Annotated in this window: 23 protein-coding genes; 11 read left to right on the forward strand and 12 right to left on the reverse strand. The window is 45.8% G+C overall.

Features of this window, described 5'->3' with window-relative positions; translation table 11 throughout:
• Positions 1–2: 2 nt before the first annotated feature.
• Together SHAL_RS03750 and SHAL_RS23555 are read left to right on the forward strand one after the other, a co-directional pair.
• Positions 3–2,159: a S46 family peptidase gene (locus tag SHAL_RS03750; protein WP_012275861.1), complete on the forward strand. Its 2,157-nt coding sequence runs from the start codon at positions 3–5 to the stop codon at positions 2,157–2,159.
• 32 nt (positions 2,160–2,191) lie between these two features.
• A complete protein-coding gene (locus SHAL_RS23555; RefSeq protein ID WP_263053411.1) occupies positions 2,192–2,317 on the forward strand; it encodes a hypothetical protein in 126 nt (41 codons plus the stop codon).
• A 57-nt stretch (positions 2,318–2,374) separates the two neighbouring features.
• Here SHAL_RS23555 and SHAL_RS03755 read toward each other — a convergent pair whose 3' ends face one another.
• The 3 genes from SHAL_RS03755 to SHAL_RS03765 form a co-directional block, all read right to left on the reverse strand.
• Complete coding sequence (locus SHAL_RS03755; RefSeq protein WP_012275862.1) at positions 2,375–3,109, reverse strand: RNA pseudouridine synthase; 735 nt, start codon at positions 3,107–3,109, stop codon at positions 2,375–2,377.
• A gap of 7 nt (positions 3,110–3,116) precedes the next feature.
• Positions 3,117–3,833: a DUF998 domain-containing protein gene (locus SHAL_RS03760; protein WP_012275863.1), complete on the reverse strand. Its 717-nt coding sequence runs from the start codon at positions 3,831–3,833 to the stop codon at positions 3,117–3,119.
• A gap of 156 nt (positions 3,834–3,989) precedes the next feature.
• On the reverse strand, positions 3,990–5,408 hold the full coding sequence (locus tag SHAL_RS03765; RefSeq protein ID WP_012275864.1) for a Na+/H+ antiporter NhaC family protein: 1,419 nt from the start codon (positions 5,406–5,408) through the stop codon (positions 3,990–3,992).
• 415 nt (positions 5,409–5,823) lie between these two features.
• Between SHAL_RS03765 and SHAL_RS03775 the strand changes: the two genes are divergently transcribed.
• The 4 genes from SHAL_RS03775 to SHAL_RS03790 all read left to right on the forward strand — a co-directional run bounded on the left by SHAL_RS03775 (position 5,824) and on the right by SHAL_RS03790 (position 11,421).
• Positions 5,824–6,348 carry a DUF3087 domain-containing protein gene (locus tag SHAL_RS03775; protein WP_012275865.1) on the forward strand — a complete coding sequence of 175 codons (525 nt, stop codon included), beginning with the start codon at positions 5,824–5,826 and terminating at the stop codon, positions 6,346–6,348.
• A gap of 116 nt (positions 6,349–6,464) precedes the next feature.
• Positions 6,465–7,745 carry an O-acetylhomoserine aminocarboxypropyltransferase/cysteine synthase family protein gene (locus SHAL_RS03780; RefSeq protein ID WP_012275866.1) on the forward strand — a complete coding sequence of 427 codons (1,281 nt, stop codon included), beginning with the start codon at positions 6,465–6,467 and terminating at the stop codon, positions 7,743–7,745.
• 378 nt (positions 7,746–8,123) lie between these two features.
• On the forward strand, positions 8,124–10,013 hold the full coding sequence (locus tag SHAL_RS03785) for a GGDEF domain-containing protein (RefSeq protein WP_041415833.1): 1,890 nt from the start codon (positions 8,124–8,126) through the stop codon (positions 10,011–10,013).
• Positions 10,014–10,239: 226 nt separating this feature from the next.
• The gene (locus SHAL_RS03790) at positions 10,240–11,421 is read left to right on the forward strand and encodes a porin (RefSeq protein WP_012275868.1); all 1,182 of its coding nucleotides are present in this window, start codon (positions 10,240–10,242) and stop codon (positions 11,419–11,421) included.
• An 81-nt stretch (positions 11,422–11,502) separates the two neighbouring features.
• Here SHAL_RS03790 and SHAL_RS03795 read toward each other — a convergent pair whose 3' ends face one another.
• The 3 genes from SHAL_RS03795 to SHAL_RS03805 form a co-directional block, all read right to left on the reverse strand.
• Positions 11,503–12,213 carry an oxidative stress defense protein gene (locus SHAL_RS03795; RefSeq protein ID WP_012275869.1) on the reverse strand — a complete coding sequence of 237 codons (711 nt, stop codon included), beginning with the start codon at positions 12,211–12,213 and terminating at the stop codon, positions 11,503–11,505.
• A gap of 114 nt (positions 12,214–12,327) precedes the next feature.
• Positions 12,328–12,999, reverse strand: coding sequence for a 5,6-dimethylbenzimidazole synthase (bluB, locus tag SHAL_RS03800; protein WP_012275870.1), 672 nt, complete (start codon positions 12,997–12,999; stop codon positions 12,328–12,330).
• A 112-nt stretch (positions 13,000–13,111) separates the two neighbouring features.
• Entirely contained in the window at positions 13,112–14,428 is a 1,317-nt protein-coding gene (locus tag SHAL_RS03805; protein WP_012275871.1) for an anaerobic C4-dicarboxylate transporter, read from the reverse strand.
• A 342-nt stretch (positions 14,429–14,770) separates the two neighbouring features.
• Here SHAL_RS03805 and mpl point away from each other — a divergent pair, with 342 nt between their 5' ends.
• The 5 genes from mpl (at position 14,771) to SHAL_RS03830 (ending at position 19,211) form a co-directional block, all read left to right on the forward strand.
• Positions 14,771–16,156 (forward strand): UDP-N-acetylmuramate:L-alanyl-gamma-D-glutamyl-meso-diaminopimelate ligase, encoded by a 1,386-nt coding sequence (mpl, locus tag SHAL_RS03810; protein ID WP_012275872.1) that lies wholly within the window; start codon positions 14,771–14,773, stop codon positions 16,154–16,156.
• 6 nt (positions 16,157–16,162) lie between these two features.
• Positions 16,163–16,816, forward strand: coding sequence for a flavin prenyltransferase UbiX (locus SHAL_RS03815; RefSeq protein WP_012275873.1), 654 nt, complete (start codon positions 16,163–16,165; stop codon positions 16,814–16,816).
• A 7-nt stretch (positions 16,817–16,823) separates the two neighbouring features.
• Positions 16,824–17,357, forward strand: coding sequence for a hypoxanthine phosphoribosyltransferase (gene hpt / locus SHAL_RS03820; protein ID WP_041415834.1), 534 nt, complete (start codon positions 16,824–16,826; stop codon positions 17,355–17,357).
• Between the two features lie 136 nt (positions 17,358–17,493).
• The gene (locus SHAL_RS03825; RefSeq protein ID WP_012275875.1) at positions 17,494–18,438 is read left to right on the forward strand and encodes an ABC transporter ATP-binding protein; all 945 of its coding nucleotides are present in this window, start codon (positions 17,494–17,496) and stop codon (positions 18,436–18,438) included.
• A 2-nt stretch (positions 18,439–18,440) separates the two neighbouring features.
• On the forward strand, positions 18,441–19,211 hold the full coding sequence (locus SHAL_RS03830; RefSeq protein WP_223296275.1) for an ABC transporter permease: 771 nt from the start codon (positions 18,441–18,443) through the stop codon (positions 19,209–19,211).
• Positions 19,212–19,411: 200 nt separating this feature from the next.
• On the opposite strand, the gene SHAL_RS03835 is transcribed toward SHAL_RS03830, so the two are convergent.
• The 6 genes from SHAL_RS03835 to gluQRS form a co-directional block, all read right to left on the reverse strand.
• Entirely contained in the window at positions 19,412–19,930 is a 519-nt protein-coding gene (locus SHAL_RS03835) for a hypothetical protein (protein ID WP_012275877.1), read from the reverse strand.
• 272 nt (positions 19,931–20,202) lie between these two features.
• A complete protein-coding gene (panC, locus tag SHAL_RS03840) occupies positions 20,203–21,054 on the reverse strand; it encodes a pantoate--beta-alanine ligase (protein ID WP_012275878.1) in 852 nt (283 codons plus the stop codon).
• 63 nt (positions 21,055–21,117) lie between these two features.
• On the reverse strand, positions 21,118–21,912 hold the full coding sequence (gene panB, locus SHAL_RS03845) for a 3-methyl-2-oxobutanoate hydroxymethyltransferase (protein ID WP_012275879.1): 795 nt from the start codon (positions 21,910–21,912) through the stop codon (positions 21,118–21,120).
• A 135-nt stretch (positions 21,913–22,047) separates the two neighbouring features.
• Positions 22,048–22,542 carry a 2-amino-4-hydroxy-6-hydroxymethyldihydropteridine diphosphokinase gene (gene folK, locus SHAL_RS03850; RefSeq protein ID WP_012275880.1) on the reverse strand — a complete coding sequence of 165 codons (495 nt, stop codon included), beginning with the start codon at positions 22,540–22,542 and terminating at the stop codon, positions 22,048–22,050.
• Positions 22,542–23,834, reverse strand: coding sequence for a polynucleotide adenylyltransferase PcnB (locus tag SHAL_RS03855; protein ID WP_012275881.1), 1,293 nt, complete (start codon positions 23,832–23,834; stop codon positions 22,542–22,544). The genes folK and SHAL_RS03855 overlap by 1 nt, the downstream gene beginning before the upstream one ends.
• A gap of 180 nt (positions 23,835–24,014) precedes the next feature.
• Positions 24,015–24,893 carry a tRNA glutamyl-Q(34) synthetase GluQRS gene (gene gluQRS / locus SHAL_RS03860; RefSeq protein ID WP_012275882.1) on the reverse strand — a complete coding sequence of 293 codons (879 nt, stop codon included), beginning with the start codon at positions 24,891–24,893 and terminating at the stop codon, positions 24,015–24,017.
• Positions 24,894–24,915 lie beyond the last annotated feature (22 nt).

Consider the following 24,915-nt stretch of genomic DNA (forward strand, 5'->3'; position numbering starts at 1 on the left):
AAATGAAAAAATGGCTTTTGACAGCGGCTATCGCAACCTCTTTTGGTGCCGTAGCTGACGAAGGTATGTGGCAGCCTCATCAACTTCCTGCCATGGCAGACGAACTGAAAGCGAAGGGATTAGAAATTGACGTTAACTCAATTTCAAAACTGACCGAATTTCCAATGAACGCCGTGATCAGCCTTGGCGGCTGTACGGCATCATTTGTATCACCCAAAGGGCTAGTGGTAACTAACCATCACTGCGCTTACGGCTCAATCCAGTACAACTCAACACCAGAAAACAATCTGCTTCGTGACGGTTTTCTCGCTAAGACATTTGCCGATGAGCTGCCGGCAACCCCAGGCTCGCGTGTCTACGTGACAGAAAGCGTTGTCGATGTGACCGACAAGGTAAAAGATGGCCTTGAAAACAAAATCGGTAATGCGTTTTACAAAGGCGTAGAGCAAAAAGAGAAAGGCTTAGTGGCCGAATGTGAGAAAGAGGACGGTTACCGCTGTAAGGTATACAGCTTCCACGGCGGCCTCGAGTACTACCTAGTTAAGCAGTTAGAAATTCGCGATGTGCGCCTAGTATATAACCCAGCGGCAAGCGTAGGTAAGTACGGCGGCGATGTCGATAACTGGATGTGGCCACGTCACACAGGCGACTACTCATTCTACCGCGCCTATGTATCGAAAGATGGCAAGCCTGCAGATTTCAGCAAAGACAACGTGCCATTTGAGCCAAAGAGCTTCTTGAAAGTCTCGGCTAAAGGCGTCAGCGAAGGTGATTTCGTGATGGTCGCAGGCTATCCCGGCCGTACCAACCGTTACCGCACCGCTTACGAAGTGGAAAACCAGTTTGAGTGGTCGTATCCAGAAGGTAAAGTCTTACGTGAGCGCCTAATCGAGATCATCAAAGAAACCGCGCCAGAGGGCAGCGATGAGCGCATCAAGTATGAAAGCTCAATTGCAGGCCTTGCTAACTATGCTAAAAACTTCACCTCGATGATCGAGTTTTACGGCAAATCAACCATGCTTGATGACCGTAAGGCGCTCGAGCAAAAACTGGCTAACTGGATTAATGCTGACAGCAAGCGTAAGCAGCAATACGGTAAAGTGCTCGCAGAGCTGGATAAGTTAATCGCCAAGAGCCAGCAAGACCAAGAGCGTGATCTACTACTAGGCTACATGGGTTACAGCACCATGATGAGCACGGCAAATCGCTTATATCGTCTCGCCAATGAAAAAGCCCTGCCAGATATGGAGCGTGAGCCAGGTTACCAAGACCGTGATATGACTCGCTTTACCTCGGGCATGGAGCGTATCGAGCGCCGTTATGCGGCCAGTGTTGATAAAGCCATGCTAGCGGATCTCATTACTCGCTACGCAGCGCTACCGAAAGATCAGCGCCTACCCGCGTTTGATAAAGCCTTTGGGATCACCGATAACTTCGATGCGGCTAAGCTCAACAAGACCCTTGATAAGATGTACGCCAACACATCGCTTTCTGATAAAGAAGTGCGCCTAGCGTGGATGGAGAAGTCTGTAGTTGAGTTCAACAACTCAAAAGACCCGTTCATTCAGTACGCGGTAGCGACTTATGACGAGCGCATGAAGCGTGAAAAAGAGAAAAAGCAGTTAGCGGGTGAGCTAATGAAGGTGCGTCCTATGTATATGGACGCCATCATCGCCTATAACCGCGAGCTAGGTAAGCCAGTTTACGCCGATGCCAACTCAAGCCTACGTGTGACCGTGGGTCATGTGAAAGGTTACTCACCTGAAGATGGCCTTTACGCAGAGCCGTTTACTCGTTTAGAGGGTATTTTAGCGAAAGACACGGGTGTTGAGCCGTTTAACGCACCGGCTAAAGAGCTAGAGCTTATCGCGAACAAGCAGTACGGTGATTACTATGTAAAGTCTCTGGACTCAGTGCCAGTTAACTTCCTATCGACTCTCGATACCACTGGTGGTAACTCTGGTTCACCCACTTTGAATGGTCGCGCCGAGTTGGTTGGCCTGCTGTTTGACGGTGTGTACGAGAGCATTATCGGTGACTGGGGTTACGATACTGAGACTAACCGTTCTATCCAAGTGGATAGCCGTTATATGCTTTGGGTAATGAAGTACTTAGATAATGCCGATAACCTATTAGAAGAGATGGAAATTGTTAATTAACCTTATAGACCAAGGTTAGATAGGTCTTTTGGATGCAAAAGCCGAAACATGAAAGTGTTTCGGCTTTTTTGATCTTTGGTGGTTTGTTTGGTGGTGGTCATACGCCCAAGGTTGGTATTGAGCTTTCAGTTAGACTGCGTGTAACCATTGTAAGCTAATCAAGCGCAGCTTGATTACCTCCAACAGAACTTGTTAGACAAAGTCTAACTCCAAGCTCAAGCGCTGCTTTCTGGGCAAGCTACAGAAGCCAACAAATCTGCTAACTCTGCAGAACTCAAAGGTCTCATCGACCCTTCTGCCAAATCCCCTAACTGCAAACTCTGAATCGATACCCGTTTAAGGTCGATAACCTTAAACCCCAAAGCCTGAGACATACGGCGTATTTGACGATTAAGCCCCTGGGTCAACGTAATCTGATACTTATCAGCAGCTAAACGCTGCATGATACACGGCAAGGTGGTGACATCCTTATAACTCACCCCGGCGGCCATGCTTGCCAGAAAAGCATCATCAAAATCACGGTCGAGCTGCACATGGTAAGTCTTAGCATGGCCAAAATCGGGGTGCATTAGCTTATGGGTCAGCTCACCATCGTTGGTTAAGATCAGTAAGCCACGACTGTCTTTATCGAGACGGCCGATGGGGTAGAGCCGCGGTGTCTCTGGCAAAAGGTGTATTAGACTGTTTGGTAGATGAGCGAGCAAGCGGCTATCTGTGCCGACGGATTTATTAAACAACCAATAGGCCTTGGCTTCGATAGGGCAAACGAGCTCATCGTTAACATAGATCTGCTCGGCGCTGCGCTGTCCTTCTGGGGTGTCGATGAGGCTGACGCTATCGACATGATTTGCGAGTCGGTCATTAATGCGAACTTGGCCGTCTCTTATCAAGCGGGTCGCCGCACGACGGGAGCAACAGCCGGTTAGGGCAAGGTATTTTGCGAGTCTCATGAGGGGCTTAATACTCTCCAGCTAAGTAGCGCTGTGACAGTTCTAGGTAATTTTTAATCGCAATATTACGTATGCTCCAAGCGAATGCAAGACACCAAAGCATGATGATATTGGTCAGGGTCCACATAGTAATAGCAACCCAGCAGTAATGCTGTTTAATCGTGTGATTGATACAAGGGGTATAGTCTAAGGTGTGCCAGTTAAGTTGAAGCACCAGCCCAGATGCAGCGATAAAACCTAGGACACTTAAAAAGAATACTGGCCAGCTACAAACTGAATTATGACTAAACTTGTCGCTTATACAGAGAAAAAACATCACTACCGTACCGATGAGGTAGCAAGTCGATATTAATCGATGAACTTCAAGGTAATTAATGGGGAACATACCCATTAAGACAATAGATAAACCCACTACAGAGCCGCTAAGCGACAAGTAACGACTAAAGGAGCTGAGCCGTAGCAGGTATAAACCTGTCATCGATAGTAAAGTACAAAGCCCTGCAACCATTAAGGACATATTGTAGATAAAGGCATAGGGCGTTTTGGTGTAGTCTCCAAGAAAATCGGCGCGATGATTTAAGACGTCGATACCTATATTTTGATATTCAAACCAGACGGATAAATACACGCCCGTTGCTGCAATTGAGGCACCGATAAAAATCATCAACACCACTAAGCGGTGAAGATCATACTGTATCGATTGGTGCTGTAATTTATCGTCCATGTTTGCCTTCGCAATTTAAGTTATTATTCTTTAGTTTTAGCAATGCTCTGTGTATGAGCAATAAAAAAAGGAGCACATCTACATGTACTCCTCTAATTATATGAGAGTGTTCATCTTGAACACACTTTTTTTACCGCGAACGAGTAAACAGCCTGATTAATGACGTTTGCGCAAGATGACTATCGCAACGGCGACTACTGCTAAAATCATGCAGTACCAAGCGTGGCTGACAACTTCAAGCGGAGATAGGCTAAAGGTTGAGGCCACTAATAGCGCCTGTGCACCGTATGGGATAAGACCCTGAATGATACAGGAGAAGATATCCAAAATACTGGCCGCACGCTTTGGTGTAACGCCATGCTTCTGTGCTAAGTCTTTAGCAATATCGCCTGTAACGACAATCGATACCGTGTTATTTGCCACACAAGTGTTAGTCGTTGCCACAATAGCTGCCATACCAAGCTCTGATGCGCGGCATGATGCTTCGCCTTTAGCTTTAGAGAAACGACCGATTAGCTTTTCAATCTGTTGGCTAACAAACGCTAAGCCACCTTGCTGCTGCATTAGTGCCGCTAAACCACCGACTAACATAGACAGGATGAAGATCTCTTGCATGCTACCAAAGCCCGCGTAGATATCTTGACCGAACTGGATCACGCCGTAATCCATAGTGGTTATGCCTGTAACGCCCGCGAGTAAGATACCGATTGTCAGTACAACAAATACGTTAACACCGGCAACGGCTAAGAATAAAATCGTTAGATATGGGATGACTTTGATAAAGTCGACATCTTGTGGGGCAACATCCGCTTGGCCTTGTCCTGCAAGGGTAAATATCACTAAAGTGATGATTGAAGCAGGAATAGCAAAGATAAGGTTTTCTTTAAACTTATCTCTCATATGACAGCCCTGAGTACGAGTGGCTGCAATAGTGGTGTCAGAGATGATCGATAAGTTGTCACCGAATAGTGCGCCCGAGATCACCGCACCCGCCATAATGGCTAAGTCAATTTGTGCCTCGTTGGCGACACCTAGTGCAATCGGCGCTACCGCTGCGATGGTGCCCATTGAAGTACCCATGGCTGTTGCGATAAATGCCGCTATCACAAAGAAGCCTGGTAGCAGTAAGTTAGATGGCACTAGCGACAGACCTAAGGCGACAGTGGCATCGACACCACCAGTGGCTTTAGCGACTGCGGCAAAGGCACCCGCCAACAAATAAATCATACACATGGCGATGATATTTGAGTGGCCAATGCCTGCGATAAAGGTTTCAATCGTTTGGTTAAGTTTTTGCTTTGAAATCAAAATGGCAAAAATAATGGCCGGTAAAATTGCCACTACGCTTGGTAATTGATAAAAGGCAAAATCTACGCCTTGGCTTTGAAAGTAAACGCCTGCACCAATAAAAAGTGCAAGGAACAGAAATAGTGGCGTCAGGGCTAAAAACGATGGTGCAGTGGTCGCTGCAGCATTTTGGGCATTACTGGAAGTCGTCAATGTTATCTCTCTTATCTTCAATCTATCTTCGAACCATTGTTCCCATCGCCCTCCTAGCTGGAACAGACTAGTCATTAGTGTTTGCTAAATCATAGAATGGTACATCTCAATAGTTGAGAGGATATGAGATCGAAAGACGTCTGTCAATTTAGACGTCTAGATGTTTTTACTGCTAATCGAGTAAATGATGAAACTTGTGAACTCGGTTGGCTTAGTTATCGCTATTTAAGTCAACTCTTAAGTAATGGCTTAAGTTGCCAACTTTGGCGGAAAAACACAAAGCCTTTTCAATATTTGCACTTACTGCAAACTGTTCATAAGCTGGGCGGTGCAGCAATTTAATTTAACAAAAGTTCATTTAGGCTTTAGCTTTCAATGCTAAGCTCTAGTACACAATCGGTGACGCGATCGCGCTAACGTACTTAATGAGTGTGTGCTTTTTGAGAGGCACAAGTCATTGTGGAAGACCAAATAATAAAAGAGATGAATCATGCAGTTGATGGATATTGATAAACAAACCTACCGTAAGAATACCAATCTAGTGATCATGAGCTTTGTGGCGAGTCTGGCGATATTGGCGCTAGTATACGGCGCTGTATTGATCCACTTTTTCGGCGCAACCGAGGCGGTAAGCGGCGAGTCTACCGGTAACTTTCACCTGAATCTGATGGGTGTCATTCTCGCCATTTTCACCTGTGGTGGCGTACTCAATACCCAAAAGCAGAAGCCTTTTATGCGCGAGGTGTATTACGTTTGGCGCTTAAAGCAGCTACATAATCAAATTTATCGAAAGTTGGCCAAGATAAAACTAGCCGCCGACAATGAAGAGGTGAACGCCTTTATTATCTTGAGTTTCTATTTTGTCAGCTTAAAGCAGGTCTACACGCTCGATGACAACACGCTGACACTATCCACGGTCGACAATGATCTTGCGCAATTAAATAACAAAATTGCGGCACTGGGTTTAACCATTACTCCGGAGCAGTTTGAGCCACAGATGCTAGAGCAGATCTAATCCCGTTTGGACCATCGCCTCTATCGGCCATCTAGTGAGTGGTGTATTTTTATTTAGACTTCTAGATGGCCAGCTGTTATGTTGCTATTTCAATCAATGAAATAGGATATGACGCGATGAAACTCGAATCTTTAGCGCTGCACCACGGATATGAATCGGAATCGACCACTAAGGCTGCAGCCGTTCCTATTTATCAGACCACCTCCTATACCTTCGATAACACTCAACATGGCGCCGATCTGTTCGATCTGAAAGTACCGGGTAATATTTACACTCGCATCATGAACCCCACCACAGATGTGCTCGAGCAGCGCCTTGCGGCGATAGAAGGCGGCATAGGAGCACTCGCACTTGCATCGGGTATGGCGGCGATTACCTATGCGATTCAAGCATTGACTCAGGTGGGCGACAATATCGTTAGTACCAGTCAGCTCTATGGTGGCACCTATAATTTGTTTGCTCATACTTTGCCGCGCCAAGGCGTAGAGGTGCGTATGGCTGCATTCGATGATTTCGAACAGCTCGATGCCTTGATTGACGATAACACTAAGGCGCTGTTTTGTGAGTCTATCGGTAACCCCGCGGGCAATATTGTCGACCTACAGCGTTTAGCCGAAATCGCTCACAAGCACGGCGTTCCTCTGATTGTTGATAATACGGTGGCGACTCCGGTGCTGTGTAAGCCATTTGAACATGGCGCCGACATTGTTATCCATTCGCTGACCAAATATATTGGCGGCCATGGCACCACCATAGGTGGCGCGATAATCGATAGCGGCAAGTTTGACTGGGCGGCAGAGCCTAAGCGTTTTGCACTGCTCAATGAGCCGGATCCCTCTTACCATGGCGTGATTTATACCCAAGCCTTCGGCCCAGCCGCCTTTATCGGTCGCTGCCGCGTGGTGCCACTGCGTAATACCGGCGCAGCGTTATCGCCTCAAAGTGCCTTCTTGCTGTTACAAGGGTTAGAAACGCTAGCATTAAGAATGGAGCGCCATTGTGAAAATGCCTTGGCATTGGCCCAGTATTTAGAGTCTCATCCTAAGGTGAGCTGGGTTAATTACGCCGCGCTGGAAAATAGCCCCTTTCAAGATAACTGCCACAAGATCACTGGCGGTAAAGCGTCGGGGATCATCAGCTTCGGCATAAAAGCAGATGATGGCAAGGTCGCTGGTGGCCGTTTTATCGATGCGCTGCAGATGATTTTAAGACTGGTCAATATCGGCGATGCTAAGTCGTTAGCCTGTCACCCAGCGTCGACGACTCACAGGCAGCTCGATGCCAGTGAGCTTGCTAAGGCGGGCGTCAGTGAAGACTTAGTACGCATCTCTGTGGGGATTGAGCATATCGATGACATTATTAGCGACGTGGCGCAGGCACTGGATAAAGCGGTTTAAGACTAGCGAACCCTATCAGATGCAGCCAAAGCACTAAGCTGGTTTGGCTGCATTTACTTTTTTGCTTGTCCGTCTTAGCCCATCGTCGATGACGGCATAAATGCCGACCTACAATGGTTTTTTCGCTTTAGCTTTTTCGTCTTAGCTTTTATCGGCTCTTATCCGGCCTTTCCCGCCTTGGCTTTGCCTAAGACCTAGCACCTTCTTTTAAACCTATCGACTAGTCTCTTGTGTTTAATTATGGTGATAGCTTGTGATAAATCGCTATTTTTCTGACTGGATCCATTATCAAATAATGTCTTTTAATTCAGCACTGTAAATATAGTATTTCGATGTGTTAAGCTGCTTGAGGTTCATTGTAAATAATCTGGATTTCGGGTGTACACAGTAAAAAAATGGCTCAAGATAATGGTACTCTCTTTGCTGGTGAGTTTTACCTCTTTGACGAGCCTATGCGGATATGCAGCCGATCCTTTTGTTCAATTAGAGCAAGATCTTGAAGACTCATCTCCTGCCAATGCGCTGATCTTACTTGGTCAGTTTAAACTCGACGCTGACAACGCCAGCATTCAAGAGTTAGCCCAATTACGTTTTTTATATGGCAAGCAATATGAGCGAAACCGTAAGCTAGATCAGGCGATAGCCAGCTATGATAAGGCGATTGCACTGATGCAGCCATTAGGTGTATCGGATCTACTCATTGAAAGTCATCTCGAACGTTCTTTCGTCCTCTACTTAAAGACTAACGATCCCGAGGCTTATTGTGTCGATAGAAAAAAGGCCTTGGTGTTCGCTAGGCAGCAAGGTAATAACGAGCTGCTAGCTAAGACGTTAACTCAGAATGCATTTTGCTATAACAAAGTCACCAACGTTCATCAAGGGCTCGCCTTGCTTGATGAAGCTATGCTGATTATCAACACCGACGGCAGTGCAAATCATACCCGTAAGGCGATGATCTATAATGCGACTGGTTCTCTCTATCGCACCGTGGGTCTGCATAAGCGCGGCTATATGAATTTTGAAAAAGCCTACCAGGCATGGAGTGAGGTCGATGATACTCAAGACATGTTTAATATGCTGCATAACATGATCAGCGAGGCGATTAAGCTGCGGGATTGGGAGAAGGCGAGACACAATATTGAACGACAGTTTGCTTTGGTTAGATCTACACCTGAATTTGCAGATTTTGGTTTTTTTGCCCACCTAAATGCTGGGCGAGTCGAGTTAGCGACACATCATTATGTAGAAGCAATAGAACATCTTAAGCATGCTATATCTTTGAAAGAAACAACTCGTGAGCAGTATTTTATTAGCAGTAGCTATCAGTTTCTTTCCTTAGCGTATCTGCGTGTAGGTGATGTAAAAAAAGCGGCGCAAATGGCAAGCGTATTTAGGCAAGACAAGAATTTCCCTAAAAATATGTCCAGCATGATGTTAACTGCAGACGCTATTATTGCATTTGAGCAGCATCAATATTTACCTGCGATGAATACTTTGCTCCAAGTGATCGATGAGGAACGACAAAATAATAAGCAGATTATCGACAATGAGGTGATCGATTCAGCGCTAGAGCATAGCGCTAAGCTGGCCGATTTTGAGAATCAGTTGTTAGCTAACCAGTTGGCGATTAACGAGCTGAGCTTAGCGGCGGTAGCGGATAAAGCACGGATCTATGACTTAAGGCTAAGCATCTTTTTCTTGGTGGCTATGGTGCTCCTAATTGCAATCTTGTTTCTGTGGCAATCTCGTAAAGCCTTTAAGCATAGTGCTCAAACTGATTTTTTAACGGGTATCGCTAACCGCGCACATACCTTTAAATTTGGCCAGCGAATGCTCGATAAAGCAATTAAGAAGCAGAGTTGCTTCGCTGTGATTATTTTTGATATCGACAATTTCAAGTTGATCAATGATCAATATGGTCACCATATTGGTGATTTGGCAATTAAAGCCGTTGCTAAACGCGGTGCCCGTTGGCTGAGAGGGGGCGATTTAATTGGTCGAATTGGTGGTGAAGAGTTCTTAATTATCCTGCCTGATGCCTGTAACGCGGAGGCATCTGCTATTTCTGAACGCTTACGTGAGGGGATCGCAGCACAACCATTTCAATTTGATGATGTGATTATTGAATTAACGGTGAGCCTAGGAGTCGCTGGATTAAAATCTCCTCAAATGAGTTTGACTGATTTGATCCATCAAGCAGATAAAGGACTCTATAAGGCTAAATTTTCTGGCAAGAATCAAGTCTATCTTGTTGAGCAGTTCGCTTAATCCCGCTTTGATTACTACCTAATTACTACCTAAGCCTAATTCTCGGTATGGAGCTATCGCCTTCATTCCTGAGAATTTCAGGGGCTCAAACTTGTATTAAGTCATTTGTTTGCTATGTTTTTTATTTAGCGAGTGCTGAAGTGTGTTCGTGCCAAAGCGCGATACGATGCCAGCTAGGATGTTCGCTGAACGGATTGATAAATTGATAACCAAGGTTGGAGATCCCATGAAAAAAGCGCTAGCAATATTCCCCCTTGCCACAATGGTTTTAATGCCATCGGCTCTTGCTGTTGAAATCTATAAGGATGATAAAAACTCTATAGGAATTGGCGGCTATATTGATGCTCGTATTATTGATACCCAAGGTCAGACTCAAGTCGTAAACGGTAGCTCTAGAGTCAATATTGGCTTTACCCGTGAAATGTCTGATGACTGGAAGGCTTATGCCAAGCTAGAGTGGGGGGTAAACCCCTTTGGTGACACCAACTTGTCATATAGCAGTGAGAGTTTCTTTGAGACAACCACAGATAATTTTCTGAGCAACCGTTTAGGTTATGTTGGTGTGAGTAATGACAAGCTAGGCTCTCTCGCAATAGGTAAGCAGTGGGGCGCATGGTATGACGTTGTTTACAATACTAACTATGGCTTTGTATGGGATGGTAATGCATCAGGTACGTACACTTATCAAGGAGATGGCTCCTTTAATGGTACAGGCCGTGCCGATAAAGCGGTGCAGTACCGTAATAGCTTCGGTATGTTTAGTTTTGCGCTGCAGGTGCAATTAAAAGATGATTCCTTCGATGTCATAGAGCCGGTAGACCAAGCTGCTGCAATGGTAACGACTCCAACAACAGTGACTCATGTAGAGTATAACTATACCTATGGTGCGGGTCTTACTCTAGATGCAACCGATAGACTAACATTCACAGCGGGTGCTAACTTTGGTGAGTTTAAAGCAAGAGCTTCTAATGGTTCGCGACTGACCGAAACTGATTATGTTTATGGTGGTGGTGTGACTTGGGGGTCATGGGACGATCAAGGGGTTTATGCAGCGCTCAATGCTAACCAACAAGAATACCACGATACAGATAACCTTGGACGTATGATCCCTGATGCAACCGGTCTCGAGTCACTTTTTTCCTATCTATTTGAAGGTGATTTCAAGGTTTTCCTCTCATACAATATTTTAAAGGCTGGTGATGAGTATGAGGCTGCCTATAACGGCGATATTTTTGAGCGTGAATCACTCGTTGCAGGTGGCCACTATATTTGGAATAACAGTGTTATTTTCTATCTTGAAGGGCGTAAAGATTTAAGTAACTTTGACAGTACCAATAAAGTGCAGGAAGAGATGATGGGTATACCAGAAGATGATGGCGTAGCGATAGGTGTACGTTTTGTTCTTTAGGCTAACTTAATGTTTTATATTAAAGGCTTATCAAGTTCATCTAGATGCTTGATAAGCCTTTTTTGATTGATTAGCCTAAGACTATTTCAAACGGTAGGTCACTTCGACTCTATCTTGGATAGTCACTTGGCCTTGCTGGTAACTTTGGCCCGCGTCAAAGCCTTTTGCTTCTGAGTTCATTCTTAGCATCACAGGTTGAATTGGACGCTGCTCAAAGTAGCTGATCTGCCAAATCCCATCGAGCTTTTCACCAAAGCCTTCGGCCAATATCTTAGCTTTCTGCTGGGCATCTTTAATTGCAGCCATTCTCGCCTGTTCAACATATTGCGCCTCTTTACTCGATTTAAGGGCGATATTATTGATGCGGTTGATGCCTTGCTCGAGGGCTGAGTCGAGAATGCGATTGAGGTTGGCTAGATCCATTACTGTGACCGTAATACGACGGCTAGCGCTGTATCCGATAAGCTGATTAGGCTTATTTTTTTCATAGTGGTACTGCGGCTGCAGGTTGATATTGGCGCTTTGCACAAGCTCTTTATCGATACCGGACTTTTCAAGGCGTGCTAAAAAGTTGGCTACCGCTTTGTCTGACGCAGTTTTGGCTTCTAGTGCAGTTTTGGCCTTAATCACCACTTCAACATTTACTTCAGCCATGTCGGCCTCTACGGTGAGTTGGCTGCTGCCTACAGTATTCAGGCTAGGAAAATCGACATCGGCAGCCTGAGCTGTGGCGACCATGCTAGTCGAAGCGATAAAGCCTGAGATAAGTGCGGCGATAATTGATGATTTCATAATGACTCCAAAAGTAAAAACTGATTATAAGTATTAGTTGCTTGTCTTGTTTAGTACAAACGGAGCCTTTTAAAAAAAGAGTTTTTTTTTATGATTTTTTTGGTGTTGCCCGCATCAAGCGCTTTGCCCCTCCGTGCAAGACGAATTAAAGGTCTCTTTAAATATCACTTGGCTCTTGGTTTTTTGTTTTTCCCATCCAAGGGTTTTTAACTCAGGTTCGGCCAGAAAATCTTCAACATAACCTATGCAGAGGTAGCCAATAAGTTCGGCATCTTGAGGTGCGTTGAGGATCTTTTTTACCGACTCTGGGTCGATAATGCTGACCCAGCCGACTCCGATATTGAGTGAACGAGCCATCAACCACAGATTTTGAATGGCGCATACCACGCTAAATCGGCCCATGTCAGCCATGCTAGTTTGTCCCAGTACCGCACCCGGTTTAGGTCGATAAAAAATCGCGAGGTTGACCGGGGCTTCCAAGATCCCCTCAAGCTTCAAGTTTTGATATTGCCTCTGTTTTTCACCATTAAACAGTTTTGCACCTGAGGCATTTTCTTCAATAAAAGAGTGATGCACTTGCCGTTTAACGGCATCTTCGCGGATCACCACAAACTGCCAAGGTTGAGAGTAACCAACGGAAGGGGCGTTGAGTGCGGCATCGAGTAGTTTATCTAAAGTGTCATCATCGATGGGCTTTGATAGAAAGCGATTACCTCTCACATCGCGTCTTAGCTGAATAATGTCGGCGAGTAACTGGCTATCATCTAACGTAAATTGTCGGCTCATATTTGTCTCTATCGTGAAAGGGCAAGCATAAAAAAGGCACCCATTAGGGCGCCTAAAGCATATCCGTATTAGCTGTAATATGCAGCTAAATCAGCGGTAGGTAAACTTGAAACTAATTGACCATCATAGAGATGAAATAGCCTATCACGGTTGCTGTAATAACCCCGATAAATCCCGGCATGATAAAGCTGTGATTGACTATATACTTACCGATATGAGTGGTGCCAGTTCTGTCAAAGCTGATGGCCGCCAGATCGCTTGGATAAAATGGGAAGAAGAAATAGGCGTAACAAGCAGGCAAGACACCGATAAGCACTGGGGCTGGAATACCTAAAGAGAACCCAAGTGGTAGCATGATCGTCAGGGTTGCAGCTTGGCTCTTAAGGAATACCGAGGCGGTAAACATGGCGATGGCAAATGACCACGGATGGGCATGGACGATATCGCTTACCGACTCGATTAAGTAAGCCTTGTGGTGACCAATAATGGTGTCACTTAGCCAAGCGATGCCGAAGATAATGATCACCGCAGTCATACCAGCGATAAACACATTGCTGTGGACGATTTTTTTCGGGTCTATCTTGGTTGCAAGCAAGATAACCGCACCCACAGATAGCATCATAAACTGAATCGCTACCGACATTTTCACGCCTTCAGGTAGCAAGTGGTCGCTAAATATCGCTAAGGCAATCACAGATAGTATACCCAGTAGGAAAATGGTTAGGCCTTTCTTGGCGGTACTGTCTGATTTCGCCACATCGCTAGATTCAATTTCGGTATCAACTAGGCTGTTTCTAAAGTCTTCATCTTGCAGACGAGCTTGAAATTCTGGGTCTTTATCGAGATCTTTACCGCGATTAAGGCTCCAAGTGGCCGCGACTAACACACCGATTAATGTCGATGGAATCGTGACTAGGAGTACGTCCACTAAGCTGATATCGAGATTATTCTCCATTGAGGTGGCAATCACTACAGCCGCCGCAGCTGCAATAGGGCTGGCGGTAATCCCCATCTGTGAGGCGACTGTCGCCACAGCTAATGGTCGTTCAGGGCGAATGCCTTTCTTATAGGCAACATCATAGATAACCGGAAGTAGAGGATAAACAGAGTGACCGGTACCGACCAAAACGGTGAGTGAGTAAGTACACAATGGACCGAGAAATACGATTTGGTTTGGGTGTTTACGCAGCAGCTTTTCTGCATAACGCACCAGTAATTTAAGGCCGCCCGTCGCCTCTAGTGTCGCCGATGCAGCGACTACCGCTAAAATAATCAACATCACGTTGATAGGGGGAGTACCGGGGGCAATGCCAAATACAAAGGCTAATATCGATACCCCTAAGCCACCGAGTAGACCAAAGGCCACACCACCATGGCGGATCCCTACAAAAATAACAGTTAATAATAAGAGCATATGTATGAAGAACATAGCGGGGTTCCTTTAAGCGGATAAGCGACTCGTTGACAGAGTGCTGACATAGACACTGTCCATGATGTCGGCCTCTAAAAGCTGGTTATACCGTATGTTAATGAATGCTTAAATAGCGGGAGTTTCACAAGGTGATAGGGCGCATTGAATTGATCAACTTTTTGCAAAGAATGTGAACTGGAACTGATGAAAAAATTCGGACATAGCGGCTTACTAAAGCTTTATTGCTGCAGCTCGTAGCCCGTCTGTTGTAATTGCGTCGATTTAAACGCGAGTTAACTGACAAAGCTTGTCACAATTGGGTAGAATGAGGCAGATTTTTCATTCATCAGAGTGACAGGCATGCACGTACATATTTTAGGAATTTGTGGCACTTTCATGGGCGGCTTAGCGCTATTAGCTAGAGCAGAAGGGCACAAGGTAACGGGCAGCGATGCCAATGTTTATCCTCCGATGAGCACTCAGCTTGAAGAGCAGGGCATTGAGCTTATTCAAGGCTTCGATCCGTCTCAGCTGGGAAGCTCTGAGGACGACGCACCCGACTTGGTCGTGATTGGTAATGCTATGAGCCGAGGTAACCCTTGCGTCGAAGCGGTATTAAATCGCGGCCTTAAATATACCTCGGGTCCGCAATTTCTTGCCGAGCATATTCTGCCCCAGCGTTGGGTGTTAGCGGTATCGGGTACCCATGGTAAAACATCGACCTCGAGCATGTTGGCGTGGATTTTAGAAGATTGCGGCTATGAGCCCGGCTTCTTGATTGGCGGCGTACCACAGAACTTTGGTGTATCGGCTCGTCTTGGTGGCTCACCCTTTTTTGTCGTTGAAGCCGATGAGTACGATAGTGCATTTTTCGATAAACGCTCTAAATTTGTCCACTATCAGCCGCGCACCTTAGTGATTAATAACTTAGAGTTCGATCACGCGGATATCTTTGATGATTTAAAAGCCATTCAACGTCAGTTTAATCACGTAATACGTACCGTAGCGGGAGAAGGCAAAATCATATGGCCAGCCGATGCGGTCAGTGTGCAGCAAGTGATCGAAATGGGTTGCTGGAGCGAGCAAGAGACTTATCATCTTGCACCAAGCTCACAGGGTTGGCATGCGGTGAACCTAACCCAAGATGGCCACAAATTTGAAGTCTTCTTCGATGGTGAGTCGCAAGGTGTTTTAGACTGGCAGTTAATCGGTCAGCACAATATTGAAAACGCCGTTATGGCGATAGCTGCAGCAAGGCATGTGGGCGTAAAACCCGATGCGGCGATTGCGGCATTAACGCAATTTGCACCGCCTAAGCGCCGCATGGAACTGCTCGATACGGTTAATGGTATCGAAGTCTATGATGACTTTGCTCACCACCCAACGGCGATTACTACCTCACTGAGTGGCATGCGTGCTCGAGTAGGCGAAGCTAAGGTGACAGTGATTTTAGAGCCCCGCTCTAACACCATGAAAAGCGGCGTGCATAAAGATACTTTAGCTAACTCGTTAGCGTTGGCCAGTAATGCTTATCTATATCAAGCGGGTAATATTGACTGGGACATGCGTTCTGCTATGAGTTCAGCCTCTATTCCGGTTGAGGTCTTGTATGATATTGACGAGATTGTTGACAAGGTCGCTGCTCAAGCCTGTAGCACAGATACTATTATTGTAATGAGTAATGGTGGTTTCGGTGGATTACATCAAAAGCTGCTTGCTAAACTTCGCAGTCAAATGGGTAAATAATTAGTCATGAGTGTGACATATCGTAAAGCAGAAAAGTCAATCAGCTTGGCATGGACAGGTGCATCTGGCGCTCCCTACGGACTTAGGCTGCTAGAGTGTTTATTGAATAGTGATTATCAGGTATTTCTGATGATCTCTTCTGCCGCTCGGGTCGTGCTGGCAACGGAGCAAGGGCTTCAACTCAGTGCTAACCCCCAAAAAGCCAAGGCGCAGCTACTTGCCCAGTTTGGCGACGTCGTTGGTGAGCTGATAGTATTAGGCAAAGAAGAGTGGTTTTCACCACCGGCATCTGGCTCTGCAGCACCTAAGCAGATGGTGATCTGTCCATGTAGCACAGGGACTTTAGCGGCAGTTGCTAGCGGGATGAGTAATAATTTGCTTGAAAGAGCCGCCGATGTGGTAATAAAAGAGCGTGGCCAATTAATCTTGGTACCAAGAGAAACTCCGTTTAGCGCCATACACTTAGAGCATATGTTGTCGCTTTCTAAGCTCGGGGTGACCATCATGCCTGCCGCACCAGGCTTTTATCATAATCCCAAATCGGTCGAAGATCTGGTAGACTTCATGGTCGCTCGAATTCTTGACCATTTGGGCGTTAACCATGCACTAACGAATCGTTGGGGTTATGACAAGCATAACGTTAGCGACATCGACTACTGAGAGTTTTATGAAACACACCACTGAAGTGATGATCACTGCTGAAGAGATCGATCAAAAATTGGATATTTTGGCAGAGCAGATCAATGCTCATTACGCCGATAGCGACCGCCTACTTATGGTTGGCCTGCTAAAAGGTTCTGTTGTTTTTATGGCAGATCTTTGCAGACGCATTAAAGGTCACGTTGAGATCGATTTTATGTCGGTGTCAAGCTACGGTAATGAGATGAGTAGCAGCCGCGATGTAAAAATCTTAAAAGACGTCCAGTCTGAAATTCAGGGGCGTGATGTACTGATCGTTGAAGATCTTATTGATTCAGGCAATACCTTGAACAAGGTACGCGAAATGCTGATGATCCGTGAGCCAAAGAGCCTAGCGCTTTGTACGCTATTGGATAAGCCTGAACGCCGCGAAGTTGATGTACCCGTTGACTTTATTGGCTTTACTATCCCTGACGAGTTTATCGTTGGTTATGGTATCGACTACGCGGAGCAGTACCGTAATCTGCCGTACATCGCTAAAGTTGTGCCGCTAGAGGACTAAATTTCAGCCCTAATATCGGCCTTAAAGTGACTCGTTAGTTAAGTTAACGGATTGCGCTGCTATTAGGGATGCAATTAGACTATCGACTCCCGCAATCGCGGGAGTTTTTATATATCTCAAATGGATTGAAACAAGCATGGCAAATTCAGAAGCCGCCCTCGTTATCGACTCTCTAAAGAAAACCTATAAAGGCGGAGTTGAAGCGGTTAAAGGGATCAGCTTAACGGTCAATAAAGGTGATTTCTTTGCACTTTTAGGACCTAATGGCGCAGGAAAATCGACTACGATAGGTGTGATTAGCTCACTAGTGCAAAAGAGCGCTGGCAAAGTCTCGGTGTTCGAACACGATATCGATAAAGAGTTAGAACTAGCGAAGCTGTGTATTGGATTAGTGCCGCAAGAGTTCAATTTCAATCAATTTGAGACAGTACTGCAAATTGTGGTCAATCAGGCTGGTTATTACGGCGTAAAACGCGATGTAGCACTTGCTAGAGCCGAAAAGTACTTAAGTCAGCTCGACTTATGGGAAAAACGCAATAGTGCAGCTCGTGAGCTTTCTGGCGGCATGAAGCGTCGCTTAATGATTGCCCGTGCCTTGATGCATGAGCCAAAGCTGCTGATCCTTGATGAGCCAACGGCTGGTGTCGATATTGAGCTGCGCCGTTCAATGTGGACATTCCTTACTGAGCTCAATGCTCAAGGCGTGACGATTATTCTTACTACCCATTATTTAGAAGAAGCGGAAATGTTATGCCGTAATATAGGCATTATCGACAAAGGCGTGCTGGTGGAGTGCACCAGTATGAAGTCTTTGCTAAGCCGCTTGAATATGGAAACTTTTATTCTTGATCTGAAAGATGATCTCAACTCAGTGCCTGAGCTTAGCGGTGTACAGTGTCGCTTGAGCGATAGCCATACGCTAGAGGTGGATGTTGCCAAGGAGCAGGGCTTAAACAGCGTGTTTGTGCAGCTTAATGAGCTAGGTATTCAGGTGCTATCGATGCGCAACAAGGCAAACCGTTTGGAAGAGTTGTTTGTTGAGCTAGTTGAGAAAGGTAAGCATGGCGGAGATGTGAAATGAACATGAAGGCGCTGTATTTCACGGCTTTTAAAAGTATTTTAACCAAAGAGATTAACCGTTTTACCCGTATCTGGGTGCAAACTTTAGTGCCGCCTGCGATCTCTATGACCTTGTATTTTTTGATCTTCGGTAACTTGGTCGGCAAGCGTATCGGTGATATGGGCGGCGTCTCCTATATGGAGTTTATCGCACCCGGTCTTATCATGATGGCGGTGATCACAAGCTCTTACTCTAATGTGGCCTCCTCATTTTTCAGCGCTAAGTTTCAGCGCAATTTAGAAGAGCTGATCGTGGCGCCCGTACCGCATTATGTGATTATTGCAGGTTATGTTGGCGGCGGTGTCGCACGCGGCCTATGCGTGGGCGCTATCGTTACCATGGTGGCAATGTTCTTTGTCGATATTAGTATCCATCATGTAGGCTTAGTGATGGTGACCGTGCTACTCACGGCGATACTGTTTGCCTTAGGTGGCTTAATCAATGCGGTATTTGCCAAGACTTACGATGATATCAGTATCGTACCGACCTTCGTGCTCACGCCGCTAACTTATCTGGGCGGTGTGTTCTACTCGCTGTCTCTGCTACCCGATTTCTGGCAGGGCGTGTCGGCGCTAAATCCCGTCGTTTATATGATTAACGTATTCCGCTATGGCTTCTTAGGATACGCCGATATTAGCGTGCCTTTATCCGTTGCTGTGATGGTGGGATTCTGTGTCGGTCTGTGGAGTGTGGCGTACTACTTGATCTCTCGTGGTATCGGCCTTAGAAGCTAGCTTTATTTCGTAATTATTTCTTCTCTAGAAACCAACAGCTTGCTGTTGGTTTTTTTATGTGTCGCTTAAATAGGCTTATACCCATTGCATCTGCGTGTGTTCAAGCCATAGACTGTTTTGGGCAGACTATTAAATATTTCAGGCGGATTTAGCTGAAGGAGTTGCAGCTATCAAAGGCTAGAGCAACTCATAAGCTGTGGCTAGCGACTTATCAATTGAATAGAGGGGGATTCCTGTTCAATTTGTTGTTTGTGATCGCCTAATAAATTTATAACCTTGGTATTATTGGCGATAAGATTGTCGAAGTGTTGGTTCATCTCTTTAAGCGATTCAATATACTCAGGATCGTCAGTCTCTTTCTTCTGCCAATAACGATTGCGTTCAAGTTTCTGTAACTCACTCGCTCTGAGTATTTCGTAGTAACTATTTTCTTGGCGTAGGCGATACACTTCACTATCCAGCAGTTGGAGTAAACGTTCTTTAGAGATAGTTTTCTTGTTGAGTAAAGCTTGCAGCGGATCTAGGGTTTTAATGCGTTTATCTGAATCGATTTCGGTAGTGATCCCCAGTTGGTACTCGATTTTATGCTGGCGGAATTCTTTTGGACATGACAGCTGACTAAAGACGATTTTATCGTCTTTTATGCACTTAAAAATACTATTTGCCTGTGCTGTGCCTGTTAGCATAAGGCAAACCAGTGTGAAAATAACTCTCGCCATCCGGCTAAATATCCTTATCGAGCTTGGTGCTTAGTTAATGACAGGTACAAGCTATGCCAATTTTGAGGTTATCGCTTTAAATTAACAATAGTTCCACAATTTTAACAGTACGCATACTATGGCGTAAGTAACATAATAACACCAGTTTTTTGATGGCAAATTGAGAGTTATGATGGAGCGATAAAAAAACGGCTTAACACTCTAGGTTATACCGTTTTTTTGTTTCTATGAGTAGAGTAGAGTAGAGTAGAGTCGAGTGGAGTCGTTGTCGTTTAGGCGTTGAGCGTAACGACTTGGTTGTCGATAAGTCGAGTCGAGCCCATGTAGGCGGCAACTAAAATGACCAACTTAACATCACCAGCGTCTGCGATAGCGAAGTTATTGGCATTTCTAATCTCTAGATAATCATTTCTAAAGCCTGCCTCGGCTAACTCTGTTTGCGCCTGAGTGATAATATCCTTGAACGCTAAGCCAGCTTTGAGCGACTCGGCCATCTTGTCTAAACTGCGCTTTATCTGCGAAGCCTGATCTTTTTGCTCCGCGCTGAGATAACCATTGCGTGAACTCATGGCAAGACCCGAGGCTTCGCGTATGGTATCAACACCGACAATCTCAATTGGCATAGACAAGTCGTCCACCATGGTCCGTATCACCAATAATTGCTGAAAGTCTTTTTGTCCGAATACCGCAATATCTGGCTGTACTATGTTGAACAGTTTACAGACGACGGTTGCCACTCCTCTAAAGTGTCCAGGACGGCTAGCACCACAAAGCAGATCTGAAATACTCGGCACTTCAACATAGGTTTGTGCATCCATGCCTTTTGGATAGATGATCTCAGGTGTTGGGGTGAACAGTAGTTCGGCGCCCGCAGCAGTCAATGCGGCCTGATCCTCGGCTAAGGTTCTTGGGTAGGCATCGAGATCTTCGTTTTGACCAAATTGCATCGGATTAACAAAGATAGAAGCAACTACATGGTCGGCACGTGTTTTAGCTTCTTTGACTAGAGTGATATGGCCTAAGTGCAGGTTGCCCATCGTCGGCACAAATGCAACGGTTTCGCCTTTTTGACGCCATGCTTTAACTTGGGCACGGATATCAGAAATAGATTGAGTCGTGATCATGATTTTATTGCTCTAACACTAATTTGAAAGTGCGCTCTCAATCAGGGGATCGAGAGCATATCATTAGTTGAAGGTATGCTCATCGCCTGGGAAAACACCTTGAGCCACTTCGTCAATATAGGCACGAACGGCTGCACGGATTTCGCCAGTCTGCTTGAGGTAGTTTTTAGAAAAACGGGGAATATAGCCGCTGGAGATCCCAAGCACATCGTGCATCACTAAGATCTGACCATCGGTGTCTTTACCTGCGCCAATACCGATAACAGGTATCGTGAGGGCTTGGGTAATCGCTTTTGCTAACGATGCGGGTATGCATTCAACTACCAGTAGTTGTGCTCCCGCGGCTTCTAACGCCTTAGCTTCATCAAGGATGCGCTGTGCATTATCGGCGTCACGACCCTGTACCTTAAAGCCACCAAAAACATGAACAGATTGTGGCGTTAGGCCTAAATGGGCACAGACAGGAATACCGCGTTCAGTCAGCATGGCGACACTTTCTAGTAGCCAATGTCCGCCCTCAACCTTGACCATGCTTGCGCCTGCTTGCATTAGCGTGGTGGCGTTAACCATGGTCTGCTCTGGTGTGGCATAGCTCATAAATGGCATATCGGCGATCAACAGTGAATGCTCAATACCACGACGTACACAACGGGTATGGTAGGCAATATCGTCAACCGTGACCGGCAGAGTGTCGCTATGTCCTTGTAGTACCATTCCCATTGAGTCACCGACTAATAACACGTCAATACCTTCGCTATCGAACGCGCTGGCAAAGCTGGCATCATAGGCCGTTAATGCAGTGAATTTCTTACCTTCTTGCTTAAAGGTACGCAGTGTAGAACTTGTAATTTTGGACATAATGGTAATTTTAAAACCCAATTTGTGACGTTGTTATATGCCAATAAAGGCTCAACTTCAATGTTCTCGGTGTCGAATGTTTTTTTAAACGGATACTGGCCATACTAGCAGAAAACAACATTGGCTGAATGTCACTTATTTCACAGTTGGCGCTTGTGCCAATACTAACTCTGCTTTCAATGACTTATTGACGAGACTCGATAATGGCGTTTTGTCTGGCAAGATGAGCTCTGGAGCGATATCACTCAGAGGCACCAGTACAAAGCTGCGTTCACGCATGCCATAGTGAGGCACGACTAAACGAGGAGTATCGATAGATTGATCGTCGTAAAGTAATAGGTCTAAATCGAGTGTTCTTGGACCCCAGCGTAGCTCTCTTAAGCGGCCTTGCTGGTTTTCAATAGCTTGTAATGCATCGAGTAGCTCGATAGGCGCGAGCATGGTTTGAAATCCCACGACAGCATTGACGTAATCAGGTTGCTCGACATCGCCCATGGGGGCTGAACGATAATAGGGGGAGGTGGCAAGTGAGTCCACAGTTGCCAAGCTCAATAAGGCTTCACAAGCGCTATTGAGCTGGCTTATCGGATCGGCTAAGTTTGCGCCTAACGCAACGTAGACTTGAGCCATTATTCTGCAGGTTTGGTGCTAGGCTTGCGGCGTCGACGTTGATTAGTGTTACGGTTACGACCCCCTTTATTGGCTGAGCGTGCAATCACATTACGCTGATCTTCATTGCCTTCAACAAAGCTCTTCCACCATGCGGCATTCTTCGCGGTAGCACCACCTTCGGCATGGCCACGTAGCAAGAGTAGATCATAAGCGGCTCTAAACTTAGGATGCTCAATGAATCTAAATGCCTTGGTGCCCTTGTTACGTTCGAACCTAAGTTGTAGCTGCCAAATATCTTTGGTCACAGTGCTAAAGCGGCGCGGTATGCTAATGGTGCGGCATTGCTGCTCCATGACATCACCCATGGCCGCAGTGTAAGCGTCATAGGTTGATAGACCGCTTTCTAGGGCGATATCGTCAGCACGCTGACTTAGTGGGTACCAAAGCAGCGCTGCATAGAAAAATGCTGGGGTAACCGGCTTGTCTTGTGCGACGCGCTCATCGGTACTTGTCATCATCTCTTGCAATAACTTAGCGGTTTCACCGCTTGGATATTCTTTTAACAGTGCTTCAACCTGAGGGAATAGCGGTTCAAATAGTCCAAACTCGCGCATCATATGGAAGTTTTCAAGTGCTTTCCCGGCGAAAAACAGCTTCAGTACTTCTTCATACATACGAGCAGCAGGAATATCTTTAAGCAATCGCGCTAAACCTTTAATCGGTTTTGCGGCATTCGCTTCAATGGTCATATCCAGCTTAGTCGCGAAACGCACTGCACGTAGCATACGCACAGGATCTTCACGATAGCGAGTCTCTGGGTCGCCAATTAAACGGATTGTACGAGACTCTAGATCTTGTAACCCACCGCCGTAGCTATGAATAGAGAAATCACTGATGTCGTAATATAGGGCGTTAACGGTAAAGTCACGACGCTCGGCGTCTTCATCGATACTGCCGTAGACGTTGTCGCGCAATAGACGGCCAGACTCATTGGTCTTAGAGATCTTCTCTTCGCTATCTACGTGATGGCCGCGTAAAGTCGCAACTTCAATCACATCGCGCCCAAAAACGATATGAGCGAGGCGGAAGCGACGACCAACTAAACGGCAGTTACGGAATAGTCGTTTAATCTCTTCAGGGGTGGCATTGGTAACAACGTCGAAGTCTTTCGGTTGTAAGCCCAATAAAATATCGCGTACACCACCGCCTACCAAGTAGGCTTTGAAGCCTGACTTGTGCAGTCTATAGAGTACTTTGATCGCATTGTCACTGATCTGTCTGCGAGAAATAGCGTGCGCATTTCTAGGCACGACCTCTAAACTAAGACCTGTCTGCGTGTTTTCTTCAGCTTTTGGAGTATCTTCAAATAGCTGTTTACAGAATTGGCTAATACGGCGAAAAATGGGACACCTCTGATTTGGATCTTAATTTGGGTAAAAACAAGTGGGCTATGATAACTCAATTAAAGCTTAATGAGTATACGATTGATCTCACGTATCAAGCAGTATTTCCGATTGTTTTGGCACCTTGGTCAAATCAAATTGACTCACGGCCTGTTCAATCATCTTACTGACATGAGACTCCATAGTCACCGAACGTTGGCCTAAGAAAGTTAAGGCCGCATTAATACTGGCTTGCGGGTGACAATTATCGATTGCAGCCGCATGGTTTTGCTTAGACAGTTTTCTGCCTTTTTCTGCACAGGCCAATGGCAAGTGTAGCCACTTGGGCACGGGTGCTTTTAGGATTTGATATAAGCTTTCTTGACGACAAGTTGGCTCAAGCAGATCGCATCCTCTTACCACTTCGCTAATTTGCTGATGAATATCATCGAGCACGACAGCGAGCTGATAAGCATATAACCCATCGCTACGCTTGATAATAAAGTCTTCTGCAGCAAAGCCTTTATCTACAGATACTCGTCCCATATGCAGGTCGACAAAATGATCGATTGCGTGCGGGTTACGAACTCTAATTGCGCCTTGGGTCAGTGGCTGTAATAGTGCGCCACATCGGCCATCGTAGCTTCCGCCCATGGTCTGGATCTGTTTGCGCGTACATTGACAATAATAAGCTTGGTTATCAGATAGTAACTGATCAATTTTAGCCTGATATACGTCAAGGCGTTGGCTCTGATAGAGCACGCTGTCATCCCACTCTAAGCCATAGGCTTCAAGGGTTTTCAAAATAGCACTGCTTGCGCCTGCGATCTCTCGTGGCGGGTCGATATCTTCGATACGAACCAACCATTTTCCGCCCATGGAGCGGGCACGCAAAAAACTGCCGAGGGCAGCAACCAATGAACCAAAATGAAGAGGACCAGATGGGGAAGGCGCAAAGCGGCCTATATAGGGAGTCGTATTAACCATTTACTGATAATAAAACAAAAGA

The sequence above is a fragment of the Shewanella halifaxensis HAW-EB4 genome, from assembly GCF_000019185.1.
In the GTDB taxonomy this organism is placed as follows: Bacteria; Pseudomonadota; Gammaproteobacteria; order Enterobacterales; family Shewanellaceae; genus Shewanella; species Shewanella halifaxensis.

Bases quoted from the DNA above. Each gene is read 5' to 3' on its own strand.
- SHAL_RS03750 (WP_012275861.1), top strand. From the start codon at position 3: ATGAAAAAATGGCTTTTGACAGCGGCTATCGCAACCTCTTTTGGTGCC.
- SHAL_RS23555 (WP_263053411.1), top strand. From the start codon at position 2,192: ATGCAAAAGCCGAAACATGAAAGTGTTTCGGCTTTTTTGATCTTTGGT.
- SHAL_RS03755 (WP_012275862.1), bottom strand. From the start codon at position 3,109: ATGAGACTCGCAAAATACCTTGCCCTAACCGGCTGTTGCTCCCGTCGT.
- SHAL_RS03760 (WP_012275863.1), bottom strand. From the start codon at position 3,833: ATGGACGATAAATTACAGCACCAATCGATACAGTATGATCTTCACCGC.
- SHAL_RS03765 (WP_012275864.1), bottom strand. From the start codon at position 5,408: ATGACTAGTCTGTTCCAGCTAGGAGGGCGATGGGAACAATGGTTCGAA.
- SHAL_RS03775 (WP_012275865.1), top strand. From the start codon at position 5,824: ATGCAGTTGATGGATATTGATAAACAAACCTACCGTAAGAATACCAAT.
- SHAL_RS03780 (WP_012275866.1), top strand. From the start codon at position 6,465: ATGAAACTCGAATCTTTAGCGCTGCACCACGGATATGAATCGGAATCG.
- SHAL_RS03790 (WP_012275868.1), top strand. From the start codon at position 10,240: ATGAAAAAAGCGCTAGCAATATTCCCCCTTGCCACAATGGTTTTAATG.
- SHAL_RS03795 (WP_012275869.1), bottom strand. From the start codon at position 12,213: ATGAAATCATCAATTATCGCCGCACTTATCTCAGGCTTTATCGCTTCG.
- bluB (WP_012275870.1), bottom strand. From the start codon at position 12,999: ATGAGCCGACAATTTACGTTAGATGATAGCCAGTTACTCGCCGACATT.
- SHAL_RS03805 (WP_012275871.1), bottom strand. From the start codon at position 14,428: ATGTTCTTCATACATATGCTCTTATTATTAACTGTTATTTTTGTAGGG.
- mpl (WP_012275872.1), top strand. From the start codon at position 14,771: ATGCACGTACATATTTTAGGAATTTGTGGCACTTTCATGGGCGGCTTA.
- SHAL_RS03815 (WP_012275873.1), top strand. From the start codon at position 16,163: ATGAGTGTGACATATCGTAAAGCAGAAAAGTCAATCAGCTTGGCATGG.
- hpt (WP_041415834.1), top strand. From the start codon at position 16,824: ATGAAACACACCACTGAAGTGATGATCACTGCTGAAGAGATCGATCAA.
- SHAL_RS03825 (WP_012275875.1), top strand. From the start codon at position 17,494: ATGGCAAATTCAGAAGCCGCCCTCGTTATCGACTCTCTAAAGAAAACC.
- SHAL_RS03830 (WP_223296275.1), top strand. From the start codon at position 18,441: ATGAAGGCGCTGTATTTCACGGCTTTTAAAAGTATTTTAACCAAAGAG.
- SHAL_RS03835 (WP_012275877.1), bottom strand. From the start codon at position 19,930: ATGGCGAGAGTTATTTTCACACTGGTTTGCCTTATGCTAACAGGCACA.
- panC (WP_012275878.1), bottom strand. From the start codon at position 21,054: ATGATCACGACTCAATCTATTTCTGATATCCGTGCCCAAGTTAAAGCA.
- panB (WP_012275879.1), bottom strand. From the start codon at position 21,912: ATGTCCAAAATTACAAGTTCTACACTGCGTACCTTTAAGCAAGAAGGT.
- folK (WP_012275880.1), bottom strand. From the start codon at position 22,542: ATGGCTCAAGTCTACGTTGCGTTAGGCGCAAACTTAGCCGATCCGATA.
- gluQRS (WP_012275882.1), bottom strand. From the start codon at position 24,893: ATGGTTAATACGACTCCCTATATAGGCCGCTTTGCGCCTTCCCCATCT.